The organism is Cohnella suwonensis (assembly GCF_042655365.1).
GTDB classification, from domain to species: Bacteria; Bacillota; Bacilli; order Paenibacillales; family Paenibacillaceae; genus Cohnella; species Cohnella suwonensis.
On sequence record NZ_JBHSMH010000082.1, the window covers coordinates 91,747 to 117,435 of the forward strand.

The 25,689-nt window shown below is 53.0% G+C and carries 21 protein-coding genes and 1 pseudogene; 14 read left to right on the forward strand and 8 right to left on the reverse strand.

The genetic code is table 11. The features are described 5' to 3' along the window. Window positions 1–109: 109 nt before the first annotated feature. From ACFPPD_RS19995 to ACFPPD_RS20005, 3 genes are all read right to left on the reverse strand, one after another. Complete coding sequence (locus tag ACFPPD_RS19995) at window positions 110–1,177, reverse strand: S-layer homology domain-containing protein (RefSeq protein ID WP_209748135.1); 1,068 nt, start codon at window positions 1,175–1,177, stop codon at window positions 110–112. 34 nt (window positions 1,178–1,211) lie between these two features. After that, window positions 1,212–4,547, reverse strand: coding sequence for a glycoside hydrolase family 44 protein (locus ACFPPD_RS20000; protein WP_209748133.1), 3,336 nt, complete (start codon window positions 4,545–4,547; stop codon window positions 1,212–1,214). Window positions 4,548–4,611: 64 nt separating this feature from the next. Beyond that, window positions 4,612–5,922, reverse strand: a complete 1,311-nt coding sequence (locus tag ACFPPD_RS20005; protein ID WP_209748131.1) for a D-arabinono-1,4-lactone oxidase — start codon at window positions 5,920–5,922, stop codon at window positions 4,612–4,614. Window positions 5,923–6,221: 299 nt separating this feature from the next. On the opposite strand from ACFPPD_RS20005, the gene ACFPPD_RS20010 reads away from it, so the two are divergent. Both ACFPPD_RS20010 and ACFPPD_RS20015 read left to right on the forward strand, forming a co-directional pair. After that, complete coding sequence (locus ACFPPD_RS20010; protein ID WP_209748129.1) at window positions 6,222–8,327, forward strand: sensor histidine kinase; 2,106 nt, start codon at window positions 6,222–6,224, stop codon at window positions 8,325–8,327. 130 nt (window positions 8,328–8,457) lie between these two features. Continuing rightward, window positions 8,458–9,012, forward strand: a complete 555-nt coding sequence (locus ACFPPD_RS20015) for a peroxiredoxin family protein (RefSeq protein WP_209748127.1) — start codon at window positions 8,458–8,460, stop codon at window positions 9,010–9,012. A gap of 14 nt (window positions 9,013–9,026) precedes the next feature. Here the strand turns inward: ACFPPD_RS20015 and ACFPPD_RS20020 are convergent, their stop codons facing one another. Both ACFPPD_RS20020 and ACFPPD_RS20025 read right to left on the reverse strand, forming a co-directional pair. Next, window positions 9,027–9,581 (reverse strand): LysE family translocator, encoded by a 555-nt coding sequence (locus ACFPPD_RS20020; protein WP_209748278.1) that lies wholly within the window; start codon window positions 9,579–9,581, stop codon window positions 9,027–9,029. A gap of 219 nt (window positions 9,582–9,800) precedes the next feature. After that, the gene (locus ACFPPD_RS20025; protein ID WP_209748125.1) at window positions 9,801–10,493 is read right to left on the reverse strand and encodes a hypothetical protein; all 693 of its coding nucleotides are present in this window, start codon (window positions 10,491–10,493) and stop codon (window positions 9,801–9,803) included. Between the two features lie 192 nt (window positions 10,494–10,685). Here ACFPPD_RS20025 and ACFPPD_RS20030 point away from each other — a divergent pair, with 192 nt between their 5' ends. The 5 genes from ACFPPD_RS20030 to ACFPPD_RS20050 all read left to right on the forward strand — a co-directional run bounded on the left by ACFPPD_RS20030 (window position 10,686) and on the right by ACFPPD_RS20050 (window position 16,433). Then, entirely contained in the window at window positions 10,686–12,776 is a 2,091-nt protein-coding gene (locus tag ACFPPD_RS20030) for a sensor histidine kinase (RefSeq protein WP_209748123.1), read from the forward strand. After that, window positions 12,773–13,459: a response regulator gene (locus tag ACFPPD_RS20035; RefSeq protein WP_209748120.1), complete on the forward strand. Its 687-nt coding sequence runs from the start codon at window positions 12,773–12,775 to the stop codon at window positions 13,457–13,459. The genes ACFPPD_RS20030 and ACFPPD_RS20035 overlap by 4 nt, the downstream gene beginning before the upstream one ends. 234 nt (window positions 13,460–13,693) lie before the next feature. Beyond that, window positions 13,694–14,557 carry a hypothetical protein gene (locus ACFPPD_RS20040; RefSeq protein WP_209748118.1) on the forward strand — a complete coding sequence of 288 codons (864 nt, stop codon included), beginning with the start codon at window positions 13,694–13,696 and terminating at the stop codon, window positions 14,555–14,557. Window positions 14,558–14,670: 113 nt separating this feature from the next. Continuing rightward, on the forward strand, window positions 14,671–15,267 hold the full coding sequence (locus ACFPPD_RS20045; RefSeq protein ID WP_209748117.1) for a TetR/AcrR family transcriptional regulator: 597 nt from the start codon (window positions 14,671–14,673) through the stop codon (window positions 15,265–15,267). A gap of 152 nt (window positions 15,268–15,419) precedes the next feature. Further along, a complete protein-coding gene (locus ACFPPD_RS20050) occupies window positions 15,420–16,433 on the forward strand; it encodes a zinc-dependent alcohol dehydrogenase (protein ID WP_378083054.1) in 1,014 nt (337 codons plus the stop codon). A 157-nt stretch (window positions 16,434–16,590) separates the two neighbouring features. On the opposite strand, the gene ACFPPD_RS20055 is transcribed toward ACFPPD_RS20050, so the two are convergent. Together ACFPPD_RS20055 and ACFPPD_RS20060 are read right to left on the reverse strand one after the other, a co-directional pair. Next, window positions 16,591–17,061 carry a GyrI-like domain-containing protein gene (locus ACFPPD_RS20055; RefSeq protein WP_378083057.1) on the reverse strand — a complete coding sequence of 157 codons (471 nt, stop codon included), beginning with the start codon at window positions 17,059–17,061 and terminating at the stop codon, window positions 16,591–16,593. Between the two features lie 81 nt (window positions 17,062–17,142). Then, a pseudogene (locus tag ACFPPD_RS20060) lies at window positions 17,143–17,313 on the reverse strand (helix-turn-helix domain-containing protein); the annotation flags it as partial. 411 nt (window positions 17,314–17,724) lie between these two features. Here ACFPPD_RS20060 and ACFPPD_RS20065 point away from each other — a divergent pair. The 4 genes from ACFPPD_RS20065 to ACFPPD_RS20080 are packed head-to-tail and all read left to right on the forward strand — an operon-like array spanning window position 17,725 to window position 22,287. Continuing rightward, a complete protein-coding gene (locus ACFPPD_RS20065; RefSeq protein WP_209748115.1) occupies window positions 17,725–19,749 on the forward strand; it encodes a hypothetical protein in 2,025 nt (674 codons plus the stop codon). After that, entirely contained in the window at window positions 19,746–20,243 is a 498-nt protein-coding gene (locus ACFPPD_RS20070) for a GNAT family N-acetyltransferase (protein WP_209748113.1), read from the forward strand. Before ACFPPD_RS20065 ends, ACFPPD_RS20070 begins: the two co-directional genes overlap by 4 nt. Window positions 20,244–20,249: 6 nt before the next feature. After that, on the forward strand, window positions 20,250–22,013 hold the full coding sequence (locus ACFPPD_RS20075) for a glycoside hydrolase family 9 protein (protein WP_209748110.1): 1,764 nt from the start codon (window positions 20,250–20,252) through the stop codon (window positions 22,011–22,013). 49 nt (window positions 22,014–22,062) lie between these two features. Then, window positions 22,063–22,287: a M81 family metallopeptidase gene (locus ACFPPD_RS20080; RefSeq protein WP_209748108.1), complete on the forward strand. Its 225-nt coding sequence runs from the start codon at window positions 22,063–22,065 to the stop codon at window positions 22,285–22,287. A 329-nt stretch (window positions 22,288–22,616) separates the two neighbouring features. On the opposite strand, the gene ACFPPD_RS20085 is transcribed toward ACFPPD_RS20080, so the two are convergent. Then, window positions 22,617–23,336, reverse strand: a complete 720-nt coding sequence (locus ACFPPD_RS20085; protein ID WP_209748106.1) for a stalk domain-containing protein — start codon at window positions 23,334–23,336, stop codon at window positions 22,617–22,619. Window positions 23,337–23,544: 208 nt separating this feature from the next. Between ACFPPD_RS20085 and ACFPPD_RS20090 the strand changes: the two genes are divergently transcribed. Genes ACFPPD_RS20090 through ACFPPD_RS20100 form a run of 3 tightly spaced genes read left to right on the forward strand, consistent with a single transcriptional unit; the run spans window position 23,545 to window position 25,688 of the window. Further along, a complete protein-coding gene (locus tag ACFPPD_RS20090) occupies window positions 23,545–24,111 on the forward strand; it encodes a PadR family transcriptional regulator (protein ID WP_209748104.1) in 567 nt (188 codons plus the stop codon). After that, window positions 24,111–24,521: a DUF6194 family protein gene (locus ACFPPD_RS20095; protein WP_209748102.1), complete on the forward strand. Its 411-nt coding sequence runs from the start codon at window positions 24,111–24,113 to the stop codon at window positions 24,519–24,521. The genes ACFPPD_RS20090 and ACFPPD_RS20095 overlap by 1 nt, the downstream gene beginning before the upstream one ends. 51 nt (window positions 24,522–24,572) lie before the next feature. Next, window positions 24,573–25,688: an outer membrane protein assembly factor BamB family protein gene (locus tag ACFPPD_RS20100; protein ID WP_209748101.1), complete on the forward strand. Its 1,116-nt coding sequence runs from the start codon at window positions 24,573–24,575 to the stop codon at window positions 25,686–25,688. Window position 25,689 lies beyond the last annotated feature (1 nt).

Below are 25,689 nucleotides of genomic sequence, written 5' to 3' on the forward strand. Positions count from 1 at the left end.
GTGGGGTTTCCTTCCAATCACCATCGTAAAATCCACCTTATCCCGCGCACAAGGGCCGGTTTCCCGGATCGATCGGGAAATATCTAGGAAGTTTTTCTTCGCAGCAGCATCAGGAGTCGAAAAGGGTGTAGCTGACGGTCAATTGGCCCGGTGTCGTATTGCGTGCGAACGTAACCATCTGATTGCCGATTTTGATCGCGGCATTCGCGCCGCTCGTCTTTACCTGATCGATCATCGAGCGAAACGAGGGCTCGTCGATCGCGACGCCGGCGAATTGAAGCAAGGCGCGCGCCGACGAAAGAACGGCCGTGTTGCCGTCGTCCAAAATCTGCATGGTGCCGCCGTATTCCCCGGATGGGTCGAGAACGGCCCCGCTCCCGTTCCGGTCCGGATGATTCACGGCGATGCCCTGCGTCGTCGCTTCGCTTGCGAGCCCTAGCGCCCGCAGCGAGTCCTGCAGGTTCGCCGTACGCTGCGGTAAATTGTCCGCCGCGCGTACCGGATCTTCGGGGCGGCTGCCGTTCCCGTTGCCAGGTCCGCTGATGGGTCCGCTGTTGCCTCCCCCGACATCGCTCCCCGCAGTTTCCTCTTTGGAGGGATCCGTTTCGGCTTCCAACTGCTCGCGATACAGGTATACACGATAGATCAACGAAACTGCCTCTGCCCGGTTCAGAAAAGCATCGGCCTTATATCCTTCGACTGTCGACGCCGTTTTGCCGTTGGAAAGCTTGGTGGACAGCATGAATTTCACCGCGCTGACCGTATCCAGCTGCCGTCCGAGGGATGCCGCGATCAGTCTGGCGACGAGCCCCCGCGTGATCGCTTTCCCATAGTTGGCCAGCGACAGCGGCAATCGGAATTCGGCGGCTTTCTCGTAGTACGGGGTATACCAAGCCTCCCCCTTCCGAAGCGGGCGAATCGATTCAGATTCCGTTGCGCGGAGCAGCATGACCAGAAATTCCGCTTCCGTCGTCACGGCAAGCGGCCGGAACGTGCCGTTCAGGTAACCGGAAACGATACCGCCGTCTGCGGCCCACGTCAGCGCGGTTTCGTACCAAGCGGCCGGCTTTACATCGGCGAACTGCGATGCGGCGGCGGCTTTCGGTACGATGGCCGCCGCCAGCAAAGATAAAACCGCAATCGCCGTTAAGACCGGTCCGATGAATAGACGTTTCATAGAATAGCTCCTTTTCTCCGTTGACCCGTTCCGATTACGGCTTGGCCACAATCAATGTTGCGGACCTGAATGGAAGCTCGACCGACCAGCCTTCCTCCAGTACAATCGTTCCGGCTTGTCCGAGCCTGTTCGCCGCATCGAACCGGTACACGTCGCCATGCTTGATGTTCAGGCCGGCGACGGAAACCGACGCCGTCTTGGGAGCCGTATCCTTGTTGAACAACAGAATGTACAGCGTGCCGTCCTCGCCTCTTACGGCGTAAGAGCCGACCATGTCTACGTTCGAGCTGACCGCCCTAACGCTGTCTCCGCGAATTTGACCGCCTTTGCCGTCGTAATCCAAATACATCTTGAACGCGTCTTCGATCGGCGTTCCCGCAAGCGGCTGTCCCCACCGGGTCGCAAGGTCGACTCCTTCGCGGCCGAAAATCGCCAGCGCCTCGGCTTGCGCCAACCCACTGCTGATGCCTCTGCCGTTGCCGAAGTTGTATTCGGTAATCGCGAGCTTCGTACCCGGAGCCGTGCGTTCGAGCATCTCCTTCATACGCGGAATCAGCCGGACCGGCTCCGAGATCCAAGATGACGGGTCGCGGAATGTCGGGTCATAAAGCGCCTTGAGCGATTTCAACCGGCGGGCGGACACTGCCTTGGATTCATCCTCGGAAATGGCGACCCCCGATTCCGTCGCATAATAGTGAATGTCGAGATAGTCGATCAGACGAACGCCGTGCTCCTGCTCGTACGACCTAACCTGCTCCATGTACCATTCCAGGAACGGTTTATCGCCATGAGCCGCGCTGTCCGGGCCTGGGGAGCATCCGTCCGCAGCGGAGTTGAAGTAAGCGCACCAGCCCCAGACGACGGGACCGAATATTTTTCCGTTCGGATCGGCTTCCTTGATCGCGGCGCCGTAAGCTTTCGTATAGTCCCAAACTTCGTCGTACGTCGTCATGTTCGGATGAACGTCCCGATGGGTGTAAGGCCACAGCATCGGCTCGTTGTCCAGCGCGTAATAATTCACTTTATTCCCGACGCGGCCTTGGATGTGCTTTATCCACCGGGCGATGAAATCCGGACCGATCGCCTTCGACGTATCCTGCGGATCGTTGTTCGTAATAAGGGTCCCGTCGGGGCGGATGCCGTTGCCCGCATCCGGGTTGCACCACCAGCCGCCGTACGAGCATTCGGTTTGCTGCTGCGGGCCGTATTTCTTCACGGAAAAACCGGTCGTCACTTCGCGGCTTTTCGGCGTCCAGCCGATTGTCGGCACCTGGAGCAGCACTTTTCCGCCGTCTCCGAGCGTTTCGTCGATGAACTGATCGCTTCGCGAGCCGTCTGGAAGCTGCTCTCCTGCCGCATTTTCCTTCGACAAATTCATGTAGAACCAGTCCGAGGCATGGTTTTGCACGTTCAGCTCCCAATTGTACCGCGTCACCGAATTTCCGCCCCAGCGCACGACTGGATATTTATCCAACTGGGACACGTTGTCCGGAGGAATCTCTTCGAAATTGACGCCGTAAATGTCGGGATTAATCGGCCTGCGGTCTACGTCGGCATTGATCGCGACGGTCACGCCCGTTACCGGAGGCTTCGGATTCTGCACCCGATCCTTGTAACGAAGCACCTTCACGTCGTCGATGTAGACGGGCGACTGCTCCTTCTCATCCCATGCTTGGAACACCAACGCGTTGAAGTAGCCTTCCGTAATGCCCAGATCCTTCAATCGCACGGTCACCTTCTGCCAGGCGCCTGATTGGATGCCCTCGGGAAGGATTTCGCTCAGCACGACCGAACCCAGGATCGCGTTCATATCCTGCACGACGAAGCGGATGTCCTGCTTGCCCGCGCTGCCGCCGTGAATCCAAAACTCGAATCCGTAATATTGCTCGACCTCGAGGCTTTCCTCGCGGTTAAAATAGACGCCTTGCCACCAGCGGGGAGTAAATTGAATCGATTTCTCGCCGGAATGAACGGTTCCGCTTTCCTGCAAATTCCGCTTTGCCCAGCTCCAATCGTCATAGCCCTCGTGCAGGACATCGTCGAATATAGTTTCAGGCTCCACTTCGACCGCCTTGACTTCGAGCTCCGCCGTGAAGCCTTTGTATTGGGCGGTCACCTTGCTTTCTCCGGTCGCCAGCGCGCTGATGGCTCCGTTGTCCGCCTGGACGATGTTCGGCGCGCTCGAGTTCCAGTAAACGGATGTAGTCACCGACTCCGTAAAGCCGTTATCGTAATAGGCGGTTAATACCGGCGTTTCCAAGTTGCCGGCATACATCAGCATTGCAGGCTCGGGGAAAGAGATTTTGGCCAGCTTCGGCTGCTCGTAGACTTTTCCGGTGAACACCATGTCATCGATGTACACCAACCCCGGCGCCGAGTTCTCCCGCCCGGTTATGACGATGCCATCCAAGATGCCATCCGGAATGCCGAGCTCTGAAATCGGAATCGACACCTTTTTCCAGTCAGCCACGATCGATTTGCCGTCCACATAGGAATTCAAATCGATGGTCTTCTTGTCCACGCCGCCAGCCTTGAACGTCAGATCGAGCTGCTGGCCGCCGCTTCCCCCTCCCCGGATCATAAACTCAAGGTTGAGGTATTCGGTCGCGTTGAGCACCCGGTCTTTATAGAAATACAAGAATTTCCCGTTGCCGGGTTCCAGGCCGATCGCTTTTTGTCCCGAATAGACGGTCGACGTTACGCTCAGGTCAACGTCATTGGAGGAAACATTTTTGAAGTCCGATTGCATGGCGTCGTCATAAACGACGATTTGTTCCACCACCGGTTTCGGAGGAATGTTCGGAACCGGTTTGCTCTCGTTGACGAGACGGATGTCGTCCACGTATACGTCGCCTTGATTCGCATGCTTGCTATCCTGCAGCAGAATCCCGTCGAACAGACCGTTCGGCATCTTCAGCGGCAGCAGGCTGATGCGCACCTGACGCCATTCCCCCGCCGGAATGCTCCCGTCTTCCAAATAATCGTTCAGGTTGACCTTCGCTACCGTCTGGCCGCCCAGCTGAAACAACACGTTAAGCAGCTGGCCGCCTTCGGAGCCGCCGTGAATCCAGAACTCCAGCGTATTGTGATTTTTCGTCAGGAAATACTCGCTGCTGTATAAATAGAGCGCGCCGTCCATGCTCGGATTCAGCCGAATGGAGTGGCTGCCCGCGTGCACGGTTCCGCTTTCCTTTAACGAGCGCTCGGCCCAGCTGTGGTCCGTGAACCCTTCTCCAAGATTGTCGTCGAAGATGACGTGTTCTCCCGTCACTTCAGCCCGGGCATACGTCATAAATAAAGATGAAACGACGCTGCAGCATAGAACGAGAACGAGCAGCAGTCTCGATAAAGCCAGTTTGCGAATCGTCATGGTCGAACCTCCGTCTCCTTAACCGCGAGTTGCGCTTTGTCCAATTTTCTGCTGTCCGTAGGGTTCAAATCTCCTCGCCGACGAGCAATGCCTTCATGTAAGGGCTGAGGAACAATCCGTCCGGATCCATTTTCTTGCGAGCTTCGCCGAATTCATGCCACATCGGATACCGTTTGCTTAATTCCCCGCTTTTCAAGTTGTGCATCTTGCCCCAGTGCGGTCTGCCGTCGTATTTCAAGAAAATTTCTTCCATCGCCTGAAAGTACCGTTCGTAGGGCATGCCGCGATACGTATGTACGGCGATAAATGCGGAATCCCGTTCGTAAGCGGGGCTGAGCCAGATGGAATCCCTCGCAACATAACGGCATTCGATCGGAAAATGGATATCGAACTTCTCCTTCATCTTGGCTTCCCCGATTTCCCGAATCACATCGGCCATCGCTTCAGCCGGCACGCTGTACTCCATTTCATTAAATTTCACCAGTCTATCTCCCGTAAGCAAGCGATGGCTGTAGTTCACTTTACGCATCACCGGAATGCTTGAAGCGGTCAGTTTGCTCATCGCTCCGCTTACGGAAGGGAACATCCGGCACAATTCCGACAACAACCCAAAGAACGTATTTTCGAACAACCGGTCGTTAATAAAATCACGGATTTTGTGCTCCTCCGCGGGCTGATCCGTCACATTCCACAATTTGACCTGGCACATTCGGGTATAAGGAAACCAGAAAAACCCGAAATGCCGATTGTTTTGCCGGAGCGCCTCCAAATTCTGCAGAATTTCATCCAGCGTCATTTTTTTGCTCTCGAACGCCATGACATAGGAAGGCTGCAGCCGCAGCTTCACCTGAACGATAATCCCCATAACGCCCAGCGAGATCTGTAAAGCCTTAAATAGATCGGGATGCGACGTTTCCGAGCATTCCAGTACCTTGCCCCGGCCGTTCACGATAGTCAGGCCAATCACTTGGGTTGCCAGATTCCCGAGTTGCGTTCCCGTCCCATGCGTTCCGGTGCTGATCGCGCCCGCGATCGACTGGACATCGATATCGCCGAGATTTTCCTGCGCTAACCCCTCGTTATGCAGCAGATGACCCAGCGCCTTGAGCTTCGTACCCGCCCACACCACTGCGGTACGTTCCTCGCGATCAATTCGAACGATGCCTTGCATCCGATCGAGCGATACCAATACCTGATCGGATGCGGCCAAGGGGGTACAGGAATGACCGGAGCCCACGATACGCACATACCGCTTTTCTTCCGCGGCTTTGCGAACGATGGCAACCGCTTGATCAACGTTTTCCGGATATTCCACGCGCTGCGGCGACGCGTTCACTACCCCGGACCAATTCTTCCATGTCACTCGTATGCCCATAGCAAACACTTCCCTTCGTCCAAACTCCCCGTTCCTCCGGCATTCACGAAATGAAGCATATTGACATCTTTTATATGGTAAAATAATGCATTTCCCGGCAACAAGGGCCTTGTTCCCGAGTCGGCCGGGATTTTGATCGGGAATTTTGTTGGCAAAAATCGAACCTGCTCGCTTCATCCTTCAACGGGCAGTTCCGTTCGATGATAACGGGCACAAAATCTCCAGGCAAACGGGATAATCGGCATGATATACTTCTACTAGCTTCTACTAGATACTCGCTGCAAGAAAGGATCGCCATAATGGGGAATGTTCGAAATCGAATGCGGCTCGCGGGACGTGTCGGACTTCATGGGATATGGTGGATTGCGGCAGCCGTGTCCCTTGTTCTTTCGTTGTTCAGCCGCGGGCTGGGAATCGGCGCTTACGATAACCCGTGCTATGGAGCCGCCTGTACCAACTTCTTTATGATGAACCCGAATCAGATGACGGATCTGGCGTCCATCGGCATAAGCCCCGACTTGTACGGCAGCTTTACCGTCATCCTGCTCGCCATGCAGAACATATCGGCGTGGGCGGTCGGCATTCTGCTATATCGATACGGTTGGAAGGATCCCTACTGCGTTATCGCCTCCCTGCTGCTGATCGTTAACGGCACGTTCTTCAGCGCGGATGAAGCGTTATTTGCGTCCTCGGACCGGTTTGGTGTTCTATCGGACTTGGCCATCGCCGTCAACATCGTCGGAGCTGCCTCTATTTTTTTCCTGTTCCTGCTTCCTGCCGGCCGATTCGTTCCGCGTTGGACCGCCATCCCCGCAGTCATGTGGCTATTCGAGCTCGCGATCGGGATAGTTCCGCTTCCTCCGATCTTTCAATACGTAAACGTGATGTACCTTCCCCCCGCCCTGCGAAGGGTCTACTATATAGCTACGCTCGTGTTGGTCATGTACGTGCAATGGCATCGTTACCGGACCGGCGCAACGCCGGATCAGAAGCGCCAAATCCGTTGGTTCTGGGGAGCGATGGGCTGCTACATCGTTTCAATGGCGCTTGGTTTGCTGGTAGCGCCGCACGATAGGAACGGTATCGTGAAATTGTTGTTCGACCTGGTGCTCCTATACTCCGGCATGCTGTTTCTTCCGTTTTCGATCGGAATCATCGTACTTGAGAGCCGGGTTCGGCACATGTCCTCGGCCTTCAACCGCACGCTGGTCTATTTCGTGCTCAGCGTCATGAGCATCATGGTCTATGCGCTGCTGGTTGGCGTGTTCGGCTTCTTCCTGCAAGGTAAAGTGCCGACGATGATCGCATTGGTTGCTACCGGATGGGTCGCCGTCATGTTTCAACCGCTGCGGGAGAAGGTTCAGAGGGCGGTTAATCATCTCGTCTTCGGGGAACGCGACGAGCCTTACCGGATGCTGTCCGACTTGTCGAAGCGGCTTGAGGTTTCGCTCACGCACCGCGACCTGCTTCCGACCATTGTAGAGACGGCGGCTCGTGCGCTGCGCGCGCCCTACGCCGCCATCGAAATTCATCACGAAGAAGATGGCGTGCGCACTCTGGCATCCTTCGGCACGCCGGTAGAACAGGTAAGCACGATCGAACTGGACGTCAAAGGCGAGCCGGTAGGCCAATTGATTCTGGGAATCGAGCGGGTGAACGAGGCGCTGCCGCCCGGCAAACGCCATATGCTGAACGACTTGGTTCGTCAAATCAGCATTGCCGTCCAAACCATCCGGCTAACGGAAGAACTGCGCTTGTCGCGGGAGAGGGTCATCACGACGCGCGAGGAAGAGCGCAGGAGGCTGAGGCGCGACCTGCACGACGGGCTCGGCTCCGGCTTGGCGAGCATCATGCTTCGACTGGACGAAGCGAAGCTGCACGATGGCGGCCTGCCGGAACCTTCGCGGAAAGCGCTGGAGACGGCCCAGTCTCTTACGCGCGAGGCCATTGCCGATATTAGGCGTCTCGTATACTCCCTGAGACCTCCCGCGCTCGACGAATTCGGGCTGTCATTCGCGCTGAAGGAGCTCGCTTTGCAATTCGAGGATCCATCTTTGCATGTCGTGTTGGACGGATTGGATCGGAGGCTCACGCTTTCCGCGGCCACGGAGGTCGCGGTGTATCGGATCGTTCAGGAGGCGTTGACCAACGTCGTCAAGCATGCCGGCGCCAGCCGGTGCGAAATCCGGCTCCAGCTCCAAGACGACGCTCTGTACTTGGAGATTTCGGATAACGGCAGGGGATTGCCGGATGCACTCTTGCCAGGCATCGGCATCCGCTCGATCCGTGAACGGGCGGAGGAATTAGGCGGGACATGCTTGCTGCAATCGAGCCCTAGGCACGGAACCCGCATTTCGGTGAATCTGCCGATGGAAGATCGAAAACGGAATCGAGGCGGAGCATGACTTCAATCGTTAAGGATAAGCGGTTGCTGGATTGGAAGCGCTACTTGGTGACTAGGTCACAGAAGCGGTGCCGCTCTTTCTGATAAAGTGGAAAAGTAAATCATTTTCCCTAATCAGGAGGTATCCACCGATGACTCACCAGCTTCAGCAGGGCATGATTGCCCCAGCATTCCGTACCGTCGACTTCTACGGCAATGCCGTATCGCTTGAAAGTTATCGCGGCCGCAAAGTGCTGCTCGCCTTCTTGCGCTTCTCCGCCTGCGCTCTTTGCAATTTGCGAGTGCATCATTTTATCGGCCGATATCCGGATTGGCAGCGCCAAGGCATGGTCGTCATCGCCGTCTTCGAATCTCCGGAGGCGAATTTGCGGACATTCGTTGGCACTCAAAACGCTACGTTCCCGCTCGTCGCCGACCCGAAGGCGCACTTGTACGATTTATACGGTGTCGAGACGTCCGAAGAGAAAGTACGTTTGACAATGACCGATGCGAACACGAAATCGTTCGTCGCGGAGGCTGCTGCTGCCGGCTTTGCCCTTACTCCGGAGGAAGGTTCGAACTTTAACCGGATACCTGCCGAATTTTTGATTGATGAGCGCGGTATCGTGCGGCTCGCGCATTACAGCCGCATCGTTACCGACCATCTCCCGCTTGCGACGATCGACAGCTTCGCTGCAGGCGAATAACGACGCATGGCAATTTATTGAGCACTGGTTGCTGAAGTAATAAGCTTCAAGCCAAGCAAACCCATCACTCCCGACGCAACCCGATCAATCCACAGTTTAGATTTTGTATAAGCTTTGCGCGGGGCAGTCGAGGAAAGGGCTATTGCTACAATGATGTACCAACCAGCTTCTATCATAAAGACAAAAGGAAGAATCAACATATTAGAAGTAAATGAAATTTGATGGGGAAGCATTGCTGCGAATATGCTGCCATATACGATTGCCGTTTTGGGATTGCTCAACTGAGCGGCGAGTCCCAATAGAAATGAGCTTCTCCATGATCTTCCACTTCTTACCATTACTTCTTGAACGTACAACGGTTGTGATGAACCTTTCCAAATTTTATAGGCCAAGAAGAGAAGATAAAATCCGCCAAATATTTTCAAAATGGCGTATACCCAAGGAATCGCAACGAATACCGCATGAAGACCCGCTAATCCCAATAATGCAAATATAACTCCCCCGACCCCCATGCCTAGCGCTGCTGAAATACCATCCGATCTTGAAATCGATACAGACCTCTGTGCAATAAAACAAAACTAGGTCCCGGACTAACCGCGCCAATCATTAGAGCAAATAGAATACCTGTGAACGAAAAGAAAAAATCCATCTTGCACCTCCTATTATCCGATCAAGAGAGTCTGTCTGCCCTCGCTAACATCGTGAGCAGTAACAAGAAAGCCAGCCTTATACGGCTGGCTTTCTTGTTACAGTCGGTTCAAGTAGCGAGCTTACTTTCAAATCGGCTCTCAGCTTACCCGAGTATTGACCGCTTCGCCGTTCAAATTCCGACTTAGCTCCACGGTGTCTTCCCTCTTCTCGAAAGCCAGAATCCCCCCGTACCATGCAAAAATGAGATAAGGAAACAGAGATAAGACGTATTTCGTTTCCGGACCATACGGTACGAAGATAAACACAATCGATACAAGGGTCGCGATGGCCGGCCATTTGGACAAAACCTTTGCCCGCAGCATCGATATGCCCATGAGTAGCGTGCCAAAGAAGATACATGGGAAGAGGGCGGCCATCATCATGAACCCCGGCCCGACTGAACCGATTTTCATGACCATATCCGACGCGGCCTGAAGCTGATCTTCGGTCTGAATATTATCGAAGAAGACCGGGTATCCGAAGATTTGTATCGGAGCGTGCGTCGCATCCAGCATGAAGAACATAAACAGAAACCCGAAGCTCAGCCATCCCCACCACTTCAGCCCCTCCGCCTGTCTCAAATAAAGTCCGACGAAGCCCATCAGGAACATGGCGAAAGAGAGAAGCAGCCCGATATGGGTCCAAACCGCCACATCGACGAAATACTCCATCTGGTCCAATCCCGACGGTACATCCTCCAGATGGATGTATTGGATGATGATCGTCAGGAGTCCGGAAAGCATTAACATCCAGCCGCAGAAACGAAAAAAACGGTTAGGCACTCTAATCATAATTGGATCGACACTCCTTCAATTACTTAATGGATTGCACATCCCCTATGGTAAAACCCGTTTTGTCCCGCCAACAAGGTCTCCATTCCCGAGTGGGCCGGGAATTTCGAAGGGAACAAACTTCCCGGGCAGACGGGATAACCGTCATGCTATACTTCAAATAGATATCCGCTGCTAGAAAGGATCGCCTCAATGGGGAATATTCGAAATCGAATGCTTCTCGCGGGACGTGCCGGGCTTCATGGGATATGGTTGATTGCGGCAGTCGCGTCCCTCGTCGTCTCGCTGTTCAGCCATGGTCTCGGAATCGGCGTCTACGAAAACCCGTGCGACGTTGCCGCCTGTTACAGCATCTTTATGATGAACCCGGATCAACTGACGGATCTGGCTTCCTTTGGCGTCAGTTCCGACCTGTACGGCAGCTTGACCGTCATCCTGCTCGCCATGCAGAACATTTCGGCGTGGGTAGTCGGATTTTTGCTGTATCGATACGGTTGGAAGGACCCCTTTTGCGTTGCCGCCTCCCTGCTGCTTATCGTTACCGGCACGATTTTCAGCGCGGATGACTCGTTGTTTGCTTCATCGGACCGGTTTGGGTTTCTTTCGGACTGGTTCATCGCTCTCAACATCGTCGGAGCAACCTATATTTTTTTCCTGTTCCTGCTGCCGGCCGGGCGCTTCTTTCCGCGTTGGACCGCCATCCCTGCAGCCGTCTGGATATTCGAGATCGCGATCGGGATTGTTCCGCTTCCTTCGATCTTTCAGTACGTGAACATGCTCTATTGGCCCATCGCCCCGAAAATGGTATATATCACGGCCATGCACGCGTTAGTCATCTATGCGCAATGGCATCGTTACCGGACCGGCGCAACGCCCGAACAGAAGCGGCAAATCCGTTGGTTCTGGGGCGCGATGGGCTGCTACATCTTGGCCGGGACGCTGAGTTCGCTGGAAACGCCCGATACGAACGGGATTTTGAAATTGTTCGATCTAGTAATTCTCTACTCCGGCCTACTGTTTCTGCCGTTCTCGATCGGAATCATCGTGCTGGAGAGCCGGGTTCGGCACATGTCCTCGGCCTTTAACCGTACGCTGGTCTATTTCGTGCTCAGCGTCATGAGCATCGCGGTCTATGCTCTGCTGGTTGGCGTATTCGGCTTCCTGCTTCAAGGAAAAGTGCCGACGATGATCGCGTTGGTCGCTACCGGATGGGTCGCCGTCATGTTCCAACCGCTGCGGGAAAAGGTTCAGAGGGCGGTCAATCATCTCGTCTTCGGGGAACGCGACGAGCCTTACCGGATGCTGTCCGACTTGTCGCGGCGGCTCGAGGTTTCGCTCACGCACCACGACCTTCTTCCGACTATCGTGGAGACGGCGGCGAGTGCTTTGCGCGCGCCCTACGCCGCCATCGAAATTCATCGCGAAGGAGATGGCGTGCGCACTCTGGCATCCTTCGGAACGCCGGTAGAGCAGGTAAGCACGATCGATCTGGACGTCAAAGGCGAGCCGGTAGGCCGATTGATTCTCGGAATCGAGCGGGTGAACGAGGCGCTTCCGCCCGGCAAACGCCATATGCTGAACGACCTGGTTCGTCAAATCAGCATTGCTGTCCAAACCATCCGGCTGACGGAGGAACTGCGCTTGTCGCGGGAGAGGGTCATCATGACGCGCGAGGAAGAGCGCAGGAGGTTGAGGCGCGACCTGCACGACGGGCTTGGCTCCGGCTTGGCGAGCATCATGCTTCGGCTCGACGAAGCGAAGCTGCACGACGGCGGTCTGCCGGAACCTTCGCGGAAAGCGCTGGAGACTGCCCAGTCTCTTACGCGCGAGGCCATAGCCGATATTAGGCGCCTAGTATACTCCCTTAGACCTCCCGCGCTCGACGAATTCGGGCTGTCGTTCGCGCTGAAGGAGCTCGCTTTGCAATTCGAGGATCCGTCTTTGCGTGTCCTATTGGACGGATTGGATCGGAGGCTCACGCTGTCCGCGGCCGCGGAGGTCGCGGTGTATCGGATCGTTCAGGAGGCGTTGACCAACGTCGTCAAGCATGCCGGCGCCAACCGGTGCGAAATCCGGCTCCAGCTTCAAGACGATGCTCTGCGCCTGGAGATTTCGGATAACGGCAAGGGATTGTCGGAAGCGCCCTCGCCCGGCATCGGCATTCGATCGATCCGCGAACGGGCGGAGGAATTAGGCGGGACATGCTTGCTGCAATCGAGCCCGGGGCGCGGAACCCGCATTTCGGTAGAGCTGCCGATTGGAAGAGAGGAGATCGTTGTATGAAGGAGAACGACAAAGAGAAGCTGAGGATTTTGCTAGTGGATGACCACCCGATGTTCTGCGAAGGGCTGGTTGCGACTTTGCAATCGGAAGAGGAATTGGAAATTGTCGGCATTGCGGCCAATGGAGAGGAAGCCGTAAGGCTGGCCGAAAACCTGCAGCCCGACATCGTGCTGATGGACGTCAGCATGCCGGGCATGAACGGAATCGAGGCGACGCGGGAAATCAACCGGGTCAGCCCGCACATCGGTATCTTAATGCTTACCATGTTCGATGACGACTCCTCGGTCTTTTCCGCCATGCGGGCGGGAGCCAGCGGATACCTGCTCAAAGGGGCGCAAAAACCCGAAATCGTCCGCGCCGTCACCGCAGTCGGAGGCGGGGAAGCCATCTTCAGTCCGACGATCGCCCGTAAAATGATGTTTTACTTCGACACTATCGTCAACAAGACGCCCGATGACTCCCTGCTTCCTCAGTTGACCGACCGGGAACGCGAAATATTGGAATGGATTACGCAAGGATTAACGAACGCGGAAATATCCCGGAAGCTGAGCCTTACATTAAAAACGATCCGCAACCATGTATCCAACATTCTGAACAAGCTTCAGGCGGTTGACCGGACGCAAGCCATCCTCATCGCGAGGGAGGCCGGTATGGGGAAAAATCCCGGCAAGCCTTTTGCATAAGCAACCCAGCGGGGGAGCGGCAACATCCACCGGAAGGAAATACATGCCCTAGCCCCGTTTCCTTTAAAGGCGGATGTTCAAGATGCCGGCGCAGCTCAAGGTTACGGTTACATCCGTGATATCCGCCAGCTTTACACAAACCAACCTCCCCCTTGATTCTAAGGGAATCATTTTCCTTTACTCTGTAGAGGGAATCCGTCAGATTCCAAAAAATGGACAAGGGAGAGATGATTGATGTTAAAACGTTTGATCGGCGCAGCCGCGCTCGCGGTGGCGATCGGCGCAACGCTAGTCGCGGGTACGGGGGTTCATCCGACGCCTGCATTCGCGGCTTCGAACATGGTTCCGGACTACGAGGTTAAGCTGATGATGAATCCGAGCGCCGTTCTTGGTTCGGACTTCAAGCTGACGAGTACGGTACTGAACGCATTTTCGATGCCGACCACGGTTACGAAATTGAATGTCGCCTTCCTGGACACGAACGCCAAAGACATCTACGGCAACGGCTGGAGCCCTCGCATTCGCAAGATCGAGAACGAAAATGACTTCGAGCTTACTTACAAGAAGCGTTACCCGATTACGAACGGCGACATTAACGCCGCCCTGACTCAAGCAAACAGCGAAGGCTTCGACTCCTCGGATACGAATTACTCCGCGCAAGTGGAATGGGGCTATCAAAACAAAACGCTCAGCATTACCCGCAAGAAATCCGGCAGCAAATCCGGCTATAGCGGCATGGACCTTCCTTCGATCAGCGACGCCCGCAGCCTGATGATCAATAACGCTCCGGACAAATTCAACGATTGGCTATACAGCGATTGGGGGACGACCAAGCTGCAAAGCTCCCGCTACTTCGGACCCGTCCTCGCGAAGCGATCGACCGGCACTTGGAGCGGCATGACGCTGGACATCGAAGTATGGCCGATCAAGAACGCCGCTAGCACCGGCACCGAGTACATCGTCGAAGCCTCTTTCAAAACGACGAGCCAATCGACGGCCAGCACGAAGCAAGCCGAGCTCATCGGCTTCCTGCAAAGCAAGGGCTGGTTCCTGGCGCAAGATTCGCTCAAAACGCAGTTGATCATGGATCGCTATTAAGCGACACGAAAAAGCCTTGGTTCGGTATTCCGCCGGACTAAGGCTTTTTCATTTTGTCGGACGAGCGTTGGTGTATAATAAATGACACAATGTTCATTTTCCGGAGGGATAACATGGCCGCCAACGAAGACCTGCGCGTCCGCCGTACGCATAGATTGCTCAGGGAAGCCTTTATCGACCTGCTGCAGGAAACGGAGTTTTATAAAATCTCCGTCCACGCGTTGACGAAGCGGGCGGAGATCAGCCGGGTCACCTTTTACCTTCACTACCGGGACATGGAAGACTTTATCGAACAATATTTGAACGGCCTGATTCAGGAGATCGAAGACATTCTGTTGACCATGGAACATACGCCGTACGAACCCGAATACGAATTGGGTACGTTGGTCAAACTGCTGGAGTATATCGCGGACAACTCCCGAATCTACAAGACGTTGCTCGTCTCGAAGAGCATCCCTTACTTTACCGCCCGATTGATGGAATTCATGCAAAAGCTGATTTTGAGCCGAACGAAGGAACAACAGAGCTTTTATTTCAAAAACATCCCCGATTACGAAATGACGAAGCAGATCGCGGCGTGGTACAGCATTTCGGCCATGGTGGGCACGATTTCGCTGTGGCTGGGAGACGACATGCCCTATTCGCCGCGATTCCTGGCCCAACGGATCGTGAAGCTGAATCCGTTTCGCCCCGAGAAGCAGGATACCTAACTTCCGCGGTGTCTATTATCGTTCCGTTAATTTACACTTTTCGATAAGGCGATCATTATTTAACGAAGCTGGCGGAACTGTCATTTGCCTCGTTGTCCGAAAGCCTCTACGATGAAGGAGGAAGACGAGACGGTGAACAGGAGATGACTTCAATGATGAAAGCGGGAATTTATCAAGGACGGAACGACGTTCGCGTCGAAGAACTCCCCATTCCGACGATAGGCCCGAAAGACGTTCTGGTTCGCAATCAGCGCGGCGGCATCTGCGGAACGGACATTAATATCGTTAAAGCCGGTTCGGAGATGGGCATTCGGTTCGGACAACAATTCGGCCACGAGCTGTTCGGCGAAGTCGTCGAGGTCGGCGCCGAAGTCAAGGATATTACGGTCGGCATGCGAGTAGGCATTAACCCGATCACCGCTAAGCGCGCGGGTCGCCGATACTCGCTAGAGATCGGAGGCTTCTCCCAATACGTGGCGATCGAAGACGCCGCTTTGAACTATAATTTGTATCCGATGAACGATTCGGTTACGCCTGAAGCGGCGGTGTTAATGGAACCGATGAGCGTCGGATTCCACGGCGCGTTCAGCGTAAGCCCCCAAGCCGGCGAGAATATCGTGGTGCTCGGGGCGGGACCGATCGGCCTGTCCGCCGCGGCCGGCTTGATCGGCGAAGGCATACCGAACGTCGTCGTTATCGACATCGACGAGTGGCGACTGGCGAAAGCGCGCGAATTAGGCGCCTTAACGGTGAATACGACCGAAGTCAGCTTGAAGGACGGATTGATCCGGCATTTCGGCTCCACCAGCGTGTACGGTAAGGACGTCCCTAATGTCGACGCCTTCGTCGATGCCGCCGGCGCGCCGCCGTTGTTCGAGCAGGTCATGAAGATCTTGAAGCCTCATGCCAGAATCGCGATCATTGCCGTCTATAAGCATGAAGTGCCCATTAGTCTTGCTCAAGTGATGAGCATGGAAGCGAAGATCGTCGGGGCTAGCGGCTACACGCACGAGGATATCGTTAAAGTCGTCGATCACATCGAGAAAAAGAAAACGCCGATCGCCACGATGGTGACCCAAGTGTATAAGTTGGACGATCTTCAAGCCGCGTTCGATAAGGCCATCGCGGCGAAAGAAACGATTAAAGTCGTAGTGGATTTGACTTAAGGTGAGTCGATAAAAGTTCGCAAAGAAACCCCGATGAGTGAACATCGGGGTTTCTTGTGTTCGAGGGATTATTTTCACTACAATTCCAGTTAGCTCCACACAGGCAGCGTAAATCGACTTTCGATGCATTTACTTTCTCGGATTAAGCTGTATCTTATCATTTTCTTACTACAGCAACCCACAATTCGTTTTTATTTTCTTCTGACGGCAAATAACATTCAATGGCAGGTAGATAAGCGAGGTCATAGGCCGAGGCCGGAATCCACTCTGTATACAAGCGTTTCCATATCTCCCCGATGCCTTCCGGTCCGCCTTCCGCTTCGAATACAGCCCAAGTCGCTTCCGGAAAATCTCTTTTTACCATTCCATCTGGCGGTAAATGCTCCGATACAGTGGACATGATGTAATGGAACTCTTCATTTTTACCATGATCGCCATCCGCGCATACTCCTAAAATCCCCTTCATTTTATGGTCGTTTTTCCGTATCTCCCACAGCTTCTCAAAGAGTCCTTCTTTCATGGCATTGGCCCATATGCGAGGAACAATAGAAAAGGCATCCGTTGTATGAACTCTTTCTTGCATTCCCACAATGGAAAATCCCTTTAATTCTTCGATCCTGTAATTCATTTCAGTAACTCCTTTAATAGAGATTTGAAAGGAGATTCGTGAATAGGCTTTGAGCTTTGTTCCAACGTTACGCGCTACGGTTGGCGTAGTGCCATGCAAATTTTGAAATGCGCGAGTGAATGCTTCTGGTGAATCATATCCGTACTTGAGTGCAAGATCTATCACTTTAATATTGCTATTTTGAAGTTCAAAAGCCGCTAATGTTAGCCGTCGGGCTCGTGAACAAGCTGTTGACGGACCGGTTGAAGGGATAAAACTAAATAATTCATTATAATAAAAAAGCCATGTTTTCGAGAAAAATGGGAATTAATCTCCATAAATCTCGCATACAGGGCTTTTTTGTCATTCTATTATTTTTTAAGTGTTTACATAGTACGTACCCTCTTTTTTGTGTTCCTGGCAACGCGGGTGCGAAGCCGGTTTTCTTCGCATGCGCAATATCCGTTGAAGAGTTTTATTTTTTGTTGATTACAGCAGTAGAAAGCGAATCTGGAAGTTTTTATAATAATCACAACAAAGGCGGAGTTCTGATGGCGCATTTTTTATACAATACGCTCTCGTCGATCAGCAGGCCGGCCAAATTCGGGGAAATCGACCGGCATTCCCGCCGATGTCTCCGGTCATTATTGAATTGGGATCGATGATTGAGGGGAAAGAGAGCCGATGACGGAATATAACCGGGTTCAGTATATATTGCGGCCGGGGTTGCCCCTATTGGAAGATGATGCGTTGTGGCGGGAAGTATTGACTTTTGCCAAGTCAACCAAAGTTGACGCCATTATGGCTTTTAATGCGCACGGGGAAATGCCGCCGCACCCGGAACTGCATGAAATTCGCGAACGAATCGGCTTGCTGTCCGAGCGTTTCGCCGAGATTCGCCGCCATGGCATGGTCCCGATGGTCAACTATTTTGTCACGCTTGGTCATGGCGAAGCCAAACCTGCAGCGAATATGGGAAGCTTTCAACCCATTGTCGACGGATTCGGAAATCGGGTGATGGGCTGCGCCTGCCCCCTTGACCCAGCTTTTCAAACCTACATCTGCGAAGCGTTCCGCCTTCATGCGGAACTGGATGCGGATTCGATTTGGATTGATGACGATTTCCGGCTATTTAGCAGGGAAGGCGCGGAAACTTTGCAATGCTTTTGCGATTTGCACCTGAAGCTGTTTGCCCGGAAGGCTGGACGCCGTTATTCCAGGGATGAGCTCATTGGATTGCTGTTAGAGCATGAATGGTCGAACCGGGAAATCCGCCGTTTGTGGTTTGCCGTTCAAGGCGAATCCCTGCTCCAGCTCGTTCACAAGCTGCGGGAAGCTGTCGTTGCCGTTAACCCGGAAATGGGGATGGGCATGATGATTACTTCGATTGCCAACCATTACTTCAGCGGCCGCGATCTTAATGCGGAAATGCAAGCGCTTCAAACCACGGCCTTGCAAAGGCCGTGGCTGCGCACCGGAGGCGGTTATTGGAATGATGAACGGCCGCTTGACCTGCTCTCCAAGCTTATTCAGGTGGTGGACCCGTTTCCGGCCATTCTGCAGGCGCCTGCTCGGCTTTGCTGTGAAATCGAGAATTATCCGTTTGTTCCGGGGATTAAATCGGCACGTTCGCTTGCGCTGGAAATGTATATAAACACGATCTCGACAAACGGTTTGCTCACATTGAGCATCAATGATTTTTTTCTTGGAATTCACGATCCATCGGGAAATGTGACGAAGATGCTTCCCGCCATGAAGCCGTATTTGGAACAGGTGGCACAAGCTGCTGAGGGGAAAAAACGTAGGGGAGCGTCCCTTCCATTTCCGCCTAATCTGGTGGAGGTTGGAGAGCTTGCCGCGGAACAATTTTCCCCGCACTGGAACATCAATTTGGCTCGTCTCGGCATTCCCCAAGCGCCCACGGACGCAGCTCCGACGATTCTGGTCGGCAAAACGGTAAGCTTATTTGCCGATGAACAGTTGGACCGGGTATTGCGGCAGGGCGCCATTCTTGATCCGGAGGCGTATATTTTACTCCGTGAGAAAGGTTTTCTTGCGGACTGCCCGATTCACGTGGTGCGCGAGAAACTGAAAAATAAAGTACAGACCGAGAAGGTTACGGCAGATCATGCTCCCGCATGGTTGAAAGGCAAAAATCTGGCGGCAAGATGGCATGTTTCGTACAACACAGCGTTTACGGTACATGCGCAAGAGGGAGCGGAAGTGTGGTCTATCCTCTATGACACGGAAGGCAGTGCGCTTTCCGCAGGCGTTGTTGTGACTTCCGGCACCTATCGTATCGCGGTCGTCCCCCACACCGGACAACCAATGAAAGAAGCGGGCAGACAGTGGCTTTATCAGCAGATCATGAGTTTTGTCACAAACCGTCGGTTCCCGGTTATGGTGGAGGATATTCTGGAGATATACCCCGTCTGGTGGGAAGGAGATCATGAAGCGTTGTTGGGACTTTGTTGCTTCGGCAGCGAGCAATTTCCCCTTCTCCGGCTTTGGCTTCCCGGAAGAGACGCTATCCAGTCGGTCGAGCAACTAGACCGCAGCGGGAGCTGGAAGAAGGTTGCCCATGCTGAATACTCCAGTCATTCCGACGGAGGGATCCGTCTTGTTCTCACGGGCGGCAGTGTTCCCGAACCTTATTCTTTTGAAACGTTTCGTTTGACATTTGATAGAGCAGAGGCGGTAAACCAATGAATGATAGTTATGATGGAACAATCGTGATCCGTCCTTTTACACGCGAGGATACGGCAATCGTTCATCGTTATTTTGAACATTTATCGGAAAGAACGCGCGCATTTTTCCCCGGGTATCCTTTTACTAGGGAAGAGGCGGAAAGACTTACTGGGGATGATGTAGATCAGTCGGATACGCGCAGGTTTCTTGCGAGCGTTCAATCCCCGGAAGAAGAGACGATGATCGGGTACGTGTTTTATTGGGATTGGGATAAAAAAGTACCATGGTTCGGCATTTCGGTAAGGGATGATTATCAGGGGATCGGTTTGGGCAAGAAAATGATGGATTTTTCCATTGCTGAAGCGAAGCGCCATCACAAAGGAGGTATTTTGCTCACAACGAGAAAGGATAACGCTTCGGGTCAAGCGTTATACAAGCGCAGCGGATTTGAAATGATCGGCGACGACCCGAGAGGGGAACTTTTAATGATTCTCAATTTTCCAGCGAAAGGGTGATCAAGCATGCCCAAAAGTATTAAAATCTGCAACAATCACGTCGGTTATCGCTGTCATTCCGGCAAAAGCGCGGTCATACTTTTTGAACGGGAAGAAAATACGATCAGAACGTTTCAAATCATGAATCTGACCACATGGCAGATCGTTTATGAAGGGGAAGCGAAAATAACGGATAAATCTGCGTTCGGTATGGCCGGAATCATTCATTTCGATAGCATAACGGAGCCTGGGCTTTATCAGATTCAGATGGCCTCAAGCAAATCGGTGCCTTTTTTTATCAGGCAGGATGTCTACACAAGAACGGCATACGACGTATTTTTTTATTCCCATATTCAAAGGTGCGGCACAGCTGTTATGGACTGGCATGATGCCTGTCATCTTGACGACGGAATCAGAAGCGATACCGGAGAGCAAGTGGATATGACGGGAGGTTGGCATGATGCGGGGGATCTCAGAAAATGGATGATCTGCACGATGCTTCCGGCCGTAGCCATGTGCTGGCTCAAAAGACACTGGAATGTCCAATGGAGCAAATTTGCCGAAGATGACGTACTGGACGAGTTGAGATGGGGGAATGCCTACTTCCTGAAAATGATTAACCCTGAAAACGGTCAAATATGGCTCGATACAGCAGGAGGGGTGAACGGGAATAATTCGGACAACCGCTGGACGGACAATCAAGCGAAGTCCGGGGATGAACGTACCGTTAATGTCGGACCCGCAGATCCCAATATCCAATGGTTGTTCGCCTATCTTCAGGCGCTCATGGCGCAAACCTTCGAAAGCATAGACAAAAGCTACGCGGAAAAATGCTTGGATCAAGGCTTGAATGCTTACAACTTTGCGAGTCTGATGCCGGACAATCAAAGCGATACGTTATCGTTGGCTTTGTCGCTTCTGGCAACAGCTGAACTGTTTAAAGCCGGAACGGAAATGGACGTTGAGCAAATATCCGCGAAAGCGGAACAGCTTCTGAACCGTCAGGTTACGACGTTAGTCCCCTGGGAAGGTGCTTTTTACGCTGCCGGAACTGGGGATGCGGATTTGTTCCGCCACTCGTGGCTGTCAGGTATCCCGGCCATGGCCCTGATCGAAGCGTTCCATGTTCTTCGTGCTAAGTTGGACACACAAAGATTAAGGGAAGGCATTCAACGCTATTTTGATTGTTATATTGCGACAATGGTAGAAACGAATCCTTTCCGAATCATCCCCTATAGCGTTTGGGAACGGCCCGCTACTCCCGACTTTTACCGCACTTTGGAAGGGGGCGGGTATTACCGGATGTTCATGCCGATTTATCGCGAAGGCGACGAACGAATAAAAGTAGATTGGTGGGTCGGTACGACGAGTCACCTGCTCAGTCAAGGCGTCGCTTTGGCTTTGGCGGCGAAGGTTTTAGGGCAGCCCCGCTATTCAGAATGGGCATACGCACAGCTGCATTGGGTGTTGGGAGGCAATCCTTTTCAGGCTTCTATGACAAGCGGCATCGGGACGAATCAGCCTTATCCGCACTCCAGGGCCCTCGGAATCATTCCCGGAGGGATCATGAATGGGATCGGCGGGGACGCGAACGATCGGCCGTTTCTGGACACGGATAACGGGTGTTTATGGCAAACGAACGAATATTGGAGCCCGCATAACGCTTTTTATTTAATGACGCTTGCCTTGCTGGAGAACCCGAGCGATATATCCGGGAGTATCGGGGTGCTGGACATGGAGTATTCCGTGCAAGTGAAAGCCATCCTGAGCGGCGGTAAACCTCACCAGTAGCTCGGGTTTTAGCTGCAAGTCATTTTCATGATGAAAGGAGGTCTTCTTTATGCGTATTTTAGTGGGAGGTATCGTACAGGAAAGCAATACGTTCAGTCCCACCCGCAGTACGATGGACAATTTTCGGCAACACGTTTATCTTCTGGGAGATGAAATGAGGGGAATCCGAATCGCTGTACGCAAACTTAAACCTCTTGCATATCCAAAAACAGATCGTTGTCCGGATCCAAATACCATTTGCCGTCCGCGGCTTTTACGAGAGCTAGTAGCATGAATTGTCGATATTGAAGGGTATCTTCGCTCGTGCTACCGTTAGTACGCGTACATCATACACGGTTGCCCGACTCGATTGGTAGGCAACGATGACATCCTTTTCTGTGACGGTCTTATACCCTTGGCGGAGGAACTGATATTGAATGATAAGCTCTAGTTCTTCCCTGCTAGATATTCCTTCGCCCAATGGCGCATCCGGATTTAGCAACGCTACGAGCGCTTTAGCATCCTTCTCGTTCAGAGCCTTGGCTGCGGCAGTCAACAGACTTCGAATAGCGGCCCCCTCGATTTCCGGTACTGCAGCTTTCTGGTCTGCGAGCGAGGCGTAGTCTACGTATTCGATCTCGGATTGGATATCGTGAATGGTCCAGACTTTACCGTTCCCCGCTCCATCTCGATCGAAGCATGCTCGATGCGGTTCAGCAAGACATCCCCGCCCTTGGCAAAAGCCGCATCTGCCGTTATGGTTACGAAACTTCCCCACGACTTCAATTGGATACTGGTCACGCTGGACGCGCCGGCATCCGCATAGTACTTCTTGATGACGGATTGAATCGTCCTTACATCCGACTTTTTGGGCTTGCCCCACGGATCCTCGTACACCATCACGATTTTCTTGTCGGCATAATAATCCGTATACAGATATTCCGTCGCATGGAACAGATGGCCGATGACAAGCGTATTCGCACCGGAAGCAATAATCATCGGTACACCCTGATCGTATACGAACCGTTTCCCATTCACGTAGGTCTGCCCCGTCTTCAATTCAATCTTGAACGATGCATCCTCCGAATTGGCCGTAATGACTTGTTTCGCGGCATCGTAATTAAAAGTAAAACCAAGCGCCTTAACGACGCTGCGGAACTCCACATAAACCCTGCCATTCTTGACGATAGGCGCGACCGTCGGCTTAACTAGCTTATCCTGTACATAGAGGCCGATCGGCTTCGTAGCGGGCTTATTCACGGCCGCGGAGGCTGCGCCCGAAGTCATAAACGCCATCGCGACTATTAGCGGTAAAAGCCAGATTATTTTAGCTCGCTGCGACATTAGTATTGCTCCTTGGACGTATTGTGAGTGACTGTTCTATTATTCGACAGCCGGACTAACATACCTTCCATATTCCCCTTAAATCACCACGATTACTGTTTGATCACACCCTATTCAAACTTGACTAGATAGCGTTCGTGTAGTTTAATACAAGTACTGATATTCAAATTTGACTAGCGTGGTTAGGTCAATAGGAAAGAGGTAATCCGTGTCTACTGTTAGATTGCTCGTATTAGGTTCCATTTTGCGAAGGGGAATTAGTCATGGCTACGCTGTATTAAGCGATATCACTTCTTGGCATGCCGACACTTGGACCAGCGTAAAGCCCGGGTCTATTTATCATGCCTTGGACAAGCTTGAAGCGCAGGGGATGACGAGGACAGTTAATTCAGAGGTCAATGTAAAACTCGGTCCATCACGCAAGGAATACACTGTCACCAAGCATGGAGAAACCGAATTTAGCGCTTTGCTTGAATCGGCGCTTGTAAGTACCGACATTCAGCAGCTTTCGGTAGGAATTGCTTTTATGGATATGCTGTCACGACAAAAAGCGATTGCGCTCTTACAGCAACGCCGTATTGCACTGGAAAAATCGATTCGTTTCTTGAGGAGTTTGCCAACGGAAGAGCGCCCGTCCGAGCCTTCCAAGCATCCTGAGCTTGTTGGCATTTGGGTTAGTTACGTTGAGAATGAAGCAGCAACGACGGAGCGGATATTGGCCAATATTCAAGCAGGTAAATACGCGTTCAATTCCGAATTGTTGGAGGGAGAATGATGAAACAGGCGGATTTTGAAGCATTTCTGATGGAATTGCCGAATGTGCAACGAGAAGAGAACTTCGGATATTCGTTCTTTTTTGTCGGCGACGATCACCGCTTTCCGTTTGTAACCATTGCCGATTCAGACAATGACTACGACGATGTGTCTAACCTTAATCGAGAAGAAGTATTTCGCCTCAATATAGGAGTTAGCAAAGAGACATTCAACAATCTCATCGCCGGCTTATTAAATGAAGGCATCGACTATTCGGCGCTGAACGCGTTTCTACCGCATCCCCATTATTCACGTCAGCACTTTGTATGCATCCTTAATCCGGTCGACGGCAATGTCGAAAAAACGAAGCAACTGATTATCGAAGCACATCGGATTGCGGAAGGCCGGCTTCAACGTAAGGATGGAAGCTAGTTGGACCTATTTACAGCGTTGTACGCTCAGCACGCTCGGAGGTATGCCAAGGTGAAACGACCGTTCCTAGAATGGAAATGGCTATTCGCGCTTCTACTCTTCCTGCTGCTCGGGTGTTCGTCCAACGACGTTCCAGTCATCGCGCATCAAGAAATATGGAAGGTGCAAACCGGCGGCCGCATGACCTCGTCGCCGCTTCTCGCGGACGGCATCGTGTATTTCGGCAGCGACGATAAGCAATTCTATGCCGTCGACGGCAATACGGGGGAACCGATCTGGCGCTTTGCCGCGGATGATAAAATCCGATCAAGCCCAAGAGTGAGCGGGAATAATATAATATTCCAGAGCCACGCGGGGTCGGTATACGCCGTGGATGCCCGGACGGGCTCGCTGCAATGGACGTTTGCGACTTCGGTTCGGAAAGGCGAGCAAGACGAATGGGACTACTATGATTCCTCTGCTTCCGTCGATGGGGAAGCGCTATATATCGGGAGCGCCGATTCCCATTTGTACGCAGTGCGCGCCGCTACGGGGTATAAGCTGTGGAGCTTTAAGGCGGACGGTCCGATCAAAAGCTCGCCGGTTCACGATGCGGACACGGTATATTTCGGGGATTGGAGCGGGATGTTGTATGCCGTGGACAAGAAAGACGGGCAATTGCGCTGGTCGTACCGGACACCTCCCAACGGTCGGCACGTTGCCATTCAATCGACTCCGGAAATCCATGACGGCGTGTTATATGCAGGCGCGCGCAACTTCAATTTCTACGCGTTCGAGGCGAAAACCGGCAAGAAGCTGTGGGAGCAGCTCGCTCCGGCATGGGTCGCCTCGCCCGTCTATCGGGACGGCACGCTCTTCGTCGGCAATTCCAACGGCGACTATATGTCGGGCGTTGATCCGCAAAGCGGCAAGGAGAAGTGGAAATTCACTACGGACAGCAACGTGCTTGCCGCCTCGGCTTATGAGCAGGGAACGTTATACTTCGGATCGGGTTATGCCTATGAGACCGGCAACGGGGAAGCGAATAACCTGTATGCCGTCGATGCCCGCACGGGCCAGTTGGAATGGAAACTCCAAACCGGCAAAATACAGTCGACGCCCGCGATCGCGGCCGATATCGTGTATTACACCGGATTTGATGGGGCGCTGCATGCAATCGCGAAATGAA